Origin of the sequence: Elizabethkingia argenteiflava (assembly GCF_009904105.1) — a bacterium.
Classification (GTDB): Bacteria; Bacteroidota; Bacteroidia; order Flavobacteriales; family Weeksellaceae; genus Elizabethkingia; species Elizabethkingia argenteiflava.
Genome location: NZ_JAAABJ010000484.1, coordinates 1 through 222, shown reverse-complemented (window position 1 = coordinate 222; position 222 = coordinate 1). Strand labels below are relative to the sequence as shown.

General features: G+C 31.1%; 1 protein-coding gene. It reads left to right on the top strand.

Annotated features, from left to right (window positions below):
- Positions 1–222 (top strand): transposase (locus tag GNY06_RS06140; RefSeq protein WP_166519252.1); only part of this gene is annotated, 222 nt, incomplete at both ends.

The window sequence follows — 222 nt, the reverse complement described above, 5'->3', positions numbered from 1 at the left end:
GAAATATGCAAATTAATCAGAAGTTGCAGAAGTACTGTTTGTAGAGAAAATTACTTTACCAGCCCAGATAAAGGTTTTTGTGCTTGGCAAAATAGTGTTTATTATGGTTATAAATTGCATGCAGTGTTTACTACTGATGGGATTTTTACCGATTTTGATGTAACACAAGCTTCTGTACATGATATTCATTATCTCAAAGATATTAAGCACTTGTATCAAAAT